Source organism: Kitasatospora sp. NPDC032150 (assembly GCF_055579945.1).
In genome coordinates this window covers 1-5,306 of record NZ_JBVIMH010000081.1, presented here as the reverse complement: position 1 = coordinate 5,306, position 5,306 = coordinate 1, and the positions used below count along the sequence as shown (strand labels likewise).

The following is a 5,306-nucleotide window of genomic DNA, read 5'->3' as shown; positions in this document are numbered from 1 at the left end:
GTCATCCGCGGGTTCAACGACGTGTACGGGTCCTGGAACACCATCTGGATGTTCCGCCGCACCGCCTTGAGGGCGGCACCGGAGAGCTTGGAGATCTCCTCTCCCTTGAACACCACCTCACCGGAGGTGGCCCGCTCAAGGTTCATCAGCACCTTGGCCAGCGTCGACTTCCCACAGCCCGACTCACCGACGATGCCCAGCGTCTCGCCCTTGCGCAGCTCGAACGACACCCCGTCCACCGCACGCACCGCACCGATCTGCTTCTTGAACAGAATGCCCTGCGTCAACGGGAAGTGCTTGACCAGGTTCCTGACCTCCAGGATCGGCTCAGCCACGGAGGGTCTCCCTCCAGAAGAAGCAGGCACTGCCCCGCCCGGACACCGCACTCCCGTCCTCCTCGGTGACGGAGAAGAGCCTCGGCACCTCCTGACGGCAGATCTGCTGCGCCATCGGACAGCGCGGGTTGAACGCACACCCGGCCGGAATCCGCAGCAGGTTGGGCGGCAACCCCTTGATCGCGTACAGCTCCTGGCCCTTCTGGTCCAGGCGCGGGATCGAGTCCAGCAGACCCTTGGTGTACGGGTGCGCCGGGCGCGCGTACAGCTCGTGCACCGGCGCGGTCTCCACGATCCGCCCCGCGTACATCACCGCGATCTTGTCGGCCACGTCCGCGACCACCCCCAGATCATGGGTGATCAGGATCAGCCCCATCCGGTACTCCGCCTGGAGCTCCGCCAGCAGCTCCATCACCTGCGCCTGCACCGTCACGTCGAGCGCCGTGGTCGGCTCATCCGCGATGATCAGGTCCGGCTCCAGGGCCAGCGCCATCGCGATCATGATGCGCTGACGCATACCGCCCGAGAACTGGTGCGGATAGTCGTTCACCCGCTCCTTCGCCGCCGGGATCCGCACCCGCTCCATCAGCTCGACGGCCCTGGCCCTGGCCTCCTTGCGGGAGGCACCCCGGTGCACCCGGAACATCTCGCCGAGCTGCCAGCCCACCGAGTGCACGGGGTTGAGCGCGGAGAGCGCGTCCTGGAAGATCATCGCCAGCTGCGAACCGCGGATCTTCCGGCGCTCGTCCGACCCCATCTTCAGCAGGTCCCGGCCCTTGAAGAGGATCTCACCCCCGGTCACGAAGCCGGGTGGGCTGTCCAGGATGCCCATGACGGCCTGCGCGGTCACCGACTTGCCCGAACCCGACTCGCCCAGCACCGCCAGCGTCTCGCCCGCCCGGACGCTGAAACCGACGCCGTTGACCGCCTTGGCCACGCCGTCCCTGGTACGGAACTCCACGTGCAGGTCGCGCACTCGGAGCAGCGGCGCGTCCACGGGGCCGGACTCGGCCGCCCGGGGATCGGTCTGCCGGTTGCTCACACTGGTAGCCATCGTCGGCCCTCCTCAGCGCAGCTTGGGGTCGAGGGCGTCGCGGACCGCGTCGCCGAGCATGATGAACGCCAGCACGGTGATGCTGAGCGCCCCCGCGGGGTAGAGCAGCATGTGCGGCGCGTTCCGGAAGGAGTCCGAGGCCGAGGAGATGTCGATGCCCCAGGAGACCGTGGGCGGCTTGAGCCCCACGCCGAGGAAGCTCAGCGTGGCCTCCAGCGCGATGTAGGTGCCGAGCGCGATGGTGGCCACCACGATGATCGGGGCGACGGCGTTGGGCAGGATGTGCCGCAGCAGCGTCCGGACGCCGCCGGCCCCGAGCGCGCGGGCGGCGGTGACGTAGTCCTGCTGCTTGACGGTGATTACCGAGCCGCGGGAGATGCGGGCGATCTGCGGCCAGCCGAGCACCACGATGAAGGCCACCACGATCCAGATCGACTGGCTGGGCACCACGGACAGGAAGACCAGCCCGCCGAGCAGGATCGGGATGCCGAAGAAGACGTCGGCGATCCGGGACACCACCGAGTCGAACCAGCCTCCGACGTAGCCGGCCACACCGCCCAGAAGGGTGCCGACCAGTGCCGCACCGGCCGTGGCGCAGACGCCGACGGTGATCGAGGCGCGGGCGCCGTACACCGTCCTGGCGTAGACGTCGCAACCCTGGTTGTCGAAGCCGAAGGGGTGTCCGGCGGTGGCGCTCTGCTGGGATCTGGACAGGTCGCATCTGAGCGGATCGGTCGAGGTGAGCAGGCCGGGCCAGAGCGCCGTCACGAGCAGGAAGAGGATCAGTAGCCCGGAGACGATGAAGACCGGGTTGCGCCGCAGGTCGTACCAGGCGTCCTGCCACAGGCTGCGGGCCGCCACCCGGTCGTCGGCGCTGGGGGTGCCGGGCCCGTCCTGCTGCCGCTCGTTCTTCAGGACCGACTGGGCCTCCATGGTGCCGAGGTCGAAGGTCCGGTTCTCGACCGCGCTCTGGAGCTCCAGCTCCTCGGTGCCGGCCTCGGCCAACGGGTCCGCCTCGTGGTACCTCTCCTGGTCAGGCATACCGGATCCTCGGGTCCAGGACCGCGTACAGCAGGTCGACGAGCAGGTTGGCCGCCAGGTAGATGATCACCAGGATGGTCACGAAACCCACCACGGTGCTGGTGCTCTGGCGGACGATGCCCTGGTACAGGTAGTAGCCCACACCGTGGATGTTGAAGATCCGCTCGGTCACCAGCGCGCCGCCCATCAGAGCGCCCAGGTCGGTGCCGAGGAAGGTGACCACCGGGATCAGCGAGTTGCGCAGCAGGTGGTTGACCACCACCCGGCCGCGCGGAAGCCCTTTGGCGACGGCGGTGCGCACGTAGTCGGCGCGGGCGTTCTCGGCGACGGTGGTCCTGGTGAGCCGGGCGACGTACGCCAGCGAGACCGAGGCCAGCACGATGCCCGGCAGGATCAGCCGGTCCAGGGTCAGCTGGTCGCCGACGGTCGCCGGCACCACGCCCCACTTCACCCCGACCAGGTACTGCAGCACGTAGCCGGTGACGAAGGTCGGGACGGAGATCACCACCAGTGTCAGCACCAGCACGCCGCTGTCGGCCAGTGCACCCCGGCGCAGACCGCTCAGCAGTCCCAGCGCGATCCCGAGGACCACCTCGATGACGAAGGCCACCGCGGTCAGCCTGAGCGTGGTGGGGAAGGCGGTGGCCAGCAGCGAGGTGACGCTCTGGCCGCTGAAGGTGGTGCCGAAGTCCCAGCGGAACAGCCGGCCCATGTACTTCACGTACTGCAGCCAGAGCGGATCGTCCAGGTTGTACTGCGCGCGGATCTGCGCCGCGACGGCCGGGTCCGGCGCCCGGTCGCCGAAGAGCGCGGTCACCGGGTCGCCCAGGGCGTGCACCATGACGAAGATCAGGAAGGTGGTCCCGATGAAGACCGGGACCATCTGGAGCAGGCGTCTGATCACATAGCGACCCATGCGAACCTCCAGTCGGCCGTCGATCAGGCGGCGGCCGGGCCCACCGCGCTGGTGACCCGGCCTCGGTGGGCGGCTACTTGACGGTGAGCTCGGTGTAGACCGGGACGCTGAAGGGATTCAGCATCACGCCGGAGGTGCGGGACGACCAGCCGACCGTGCCGTTCTGATACCAGAGCGGGATCGCCGGCAGGTCGGTGGCCAGCATCCGCTCCGCGTCCTGGTAGGTGGTGACCGACTTCGCCTGGTCCGCCTCGCCGTTGGCCTGGTTCACCAGGGCGTCGAAGGCCCGGTTGGCGTAGCCGGAGTCGTTGGAGGAGGCCCCGGTCACGTACACCGGCTGCAGGAAGTTCTGGATCAGCGGGTAGTCCATCTGCCAGCCGGTCCGGAAGGCGCTGGTCATCTGCTTGCCGTGCACCTGGTTGCGGAAGTCCGCGAAGGTGCCGACCGGGCGACCGACGCACGCCCTGGTATCCCCCAGCACGTTGTTGACGCTGTTGCAGACGGCGTCGACCCACTCCTTGTGCGGACCGTCGGCGTTGTAGCTGATGGTCAGCTGACCGCCGGGGATGCCGCCGCCCTGCTGGATCAACTGTCTTGCCCGGTCCGGGTTGTGCTTGCACGCGTCGCCGCAGAGCCCGTCCAGGTAGCCGCCGGAGACGCCGAGGACGGGCGAGGTGAAGTCACCGGCGGGAGTACGGGTGTTGTTGAAGACGACCCTGCTGATGGTGTCGCGGTCGATCGCCATCGAGATGCCCTGGCGGACGAGTCTGGCGTTCTCGGTGCTCCAGCCCGACTGGTAGAGCGGGAAGGAGATGGTCTGGATGATGCCGGCGGGCCGGCTCAGGAACCGCCCGTAGAGGTCGGACTGGACGGTCTTCAGCGCGCTGTTCGGCAGGCCGTTGTCGATGTCCAGGTTCCCGGCCTGCAGGTCGGCGTAGGCGGCGTTGGTGTCGGTGTAGACCTTGAGGTCGATACCGGCGTTCCTGGGCTTGTTGTCGCCCGCGTAGTCGGGGTTGGGCCGCAGCTGCATCCGCTGGCCCTTGGTCCACGAGGCGATCGTGTAGGGCCCGTTGCCCACGGGCCTGGCCAGATAGCCCGCGTGGTCGGAGAAGAAGCTCTTCGGGAGCGGGTAGTACGCGGCGTGGCCGAGGGTCTGCGGCCACGTGGAGAACTTCTGGCTGAGCGCGACGGTGAAGGTGTTGTCGTCCACCGCCTTCAGGCCGGACATGGCCTTGGCCGTGGGGCTTCCGGAGGCGGGGGCCACGTCGGCGTAGCCCTGGATGTACTGGAAGAAGCTGGAGTTCACCTGCCGGTTGCTGGAGAGCGCGCCGTAGTTCCAGGCGTCCACGAAGGACGAGGAGGTGACGGGCGTGCCGTCGCTGAACCGCCAGCCCGGCTTGATCTTGACGGTCCAGTTCTGCTGGTCGCCGGAGGTGATCGACGCGGCCATCGCATTGCCGGCCCTGCTGGTCTTCGGGTCGTACGCGACCAGGCCGGTGAAGATCATGTCGAGCACCGCGCCGCCGTTGACCTCGTTGGTGTTGGCCGGTTCCAGCGGGTTCTGCGGGTCGCCCCACCATGCCGTGACGATCCCGCCGGAGCTGCCGCCGCCACCGCCGCCGTCCGATCCGCCGCACCCGGTGGCCGCCAGAGCCAGCGTCGTCGCAGCGGTCACGGCCCAGCGCACTCGGGAGACCGTAGGCATGGGTGTCCTCCTCGGGGTCTGTGAAACGATCACAACCCATGAGAGGCGGGGGGCCCTGGCGACGCGACCGACATGCCCCCGGATGGGCCACCCGAACGCCACCGGGCCCGGCCCGCACCGACGTGCGAACCGGACCCAGTGATTGACGGTCCGTCAGGCAGCGCTCTGCTCGATCTCGCGCTCGGCGGCGAAGTGGCAGGCGGACTCGTGCGCGGCCGGCCCCTCCAGCGAGGGCACCGCGAGTAGCGGCAGCTC

General features: G+C 68.8%; 5 protein-coding genes. All 5 read right to left on the bottom strand.

Annotation, left to right across the window (positions count from 1 at the left end; all coding sequences use genetic code 11):
- Positions 1 to 386 (bottom strand): ATP-binding cassette domain-containing protein (locus ACZ5ON_RS35660; protein ID WP_465601695.1); only part of this gene is annotated, 386 nt, incomplete at its 3' end.
- Positions 328 to 1,389 carry an ABC transporter ATP-binding protein gene (locus ACZ5ON_RS35655; protein WP_465601693.1) on the bottom strand — a complete coding sequence of 354 codons (1,062 nt, stop codon included), beginning with the start codon at positions 1,387 to 1,389 and terminating at the stop codon, positions 328 to 330. The genes ACZ5ON_RS35660 and ACZ5ON_RS35655, both read right to left, overlap by 59 nt.
- 12 nt (positions 1,390 to 1,401) lie before the next feature.
- Positions 1,402 to 2,430, bottom strand: coding sequence for an ABC transporter permease (locus tag ACZ5ON_RS35650; protein WP_465601690.1), 1,029 nt, complete (start codon positions 2,428 to 2,430; stop codon positions 1,402 to 1,404).
- Positions 2,423 to 3,346 (bottom strand): ABC transporter permease, encoded by a 924-nt coding sequence (locus ACZ5ON_RS35645; protein ID WP_465601687.1) that lies wholly within the window; start codon positions 3,344 to 3,346, stop codon positions 2,423 to 2,425. Before ACZ5ON_RS35645 ends, ACZ5ON_RS35650 begins: the two co-directional genes overlap by 8 nt.
- Positions 3,347 to 3,419: 73 nt before the next feature.
- On the bottom strand, positions 3,420 to 5,051 hold the full coding sequence (locus ACZ5ON_RS35640; RefSeq protein ID WP_465601685.1) for a peptide ABC transporter substrate-binding protein: 1,632 nt from the start codon (positions 5,049 to 5,051) through the stop codon (positions 3,420 to 3,422).
- Positions 5,052 to 5,306: the final 255 nt, after the last annotated feature.